The organism is Rhizobium sp. 18055 (genome assembly GCF_902706285.1).
Classification (GTDB): domain Bacteria; phylum Pseudomonadota; class Alphaproteobacteria; order Rhizobiales; family Rhizobiaceae; genus Rhizobium.
Genome location: NZ_CACSKD010000504.1, coordinates 1 through 384 on the forward strand (window position 1 = coordinate 1; position 384 = coordinate 384).

A 384-nucleotide genomic window follows, 5' to 3' on the forward strand; every position below is an offset into this window, starting at 1 on the left:
GCCCTGCAGCTGTTCTTCGTGCTGCGCATCGCCGCGATGGCGGCCATCGATCCGCAGTCCACCAGCTTCCAGCGCTCCGAAATCTGGGCGCAGGTGGCGGCGGGCGACGGCCTGCACTGGCGCCAGGAATGGTTGCCCTACGACCGCATCGCGGACACGCTCAAGCGCGCGGTGATCGCCTCGGAGGACGACGGCTTCGTCAACCACGACGGCGTGGACTGGACCGCGGTGGAGAAGGCCTGGGAACGCAACGCGCGCGCCGAGGCGCACGCCGCGCGGCTGCAGGATGCCCAGCCCGGGCGCGCGGCGCGGCCGGCCCGCATCCGCGGCGGCTCCACCATCACGCAGCAGCTCGCCAAGAACCTGCTGCTGTCGGGCGAACGC

General features: G+C 72.4%; 1 protein-coding gene. It reads left to right on the forward strand.

Features of this window, described 5'->3' with window-relative positions; translation table 11 throughout:
- On the forward strand, positions 1-384 hold a 384-nt coding region (locus GVL52_RS32775), incomplete at both ends, for a transglycosylase domain-containing protein (protein ID WP_200848086.1).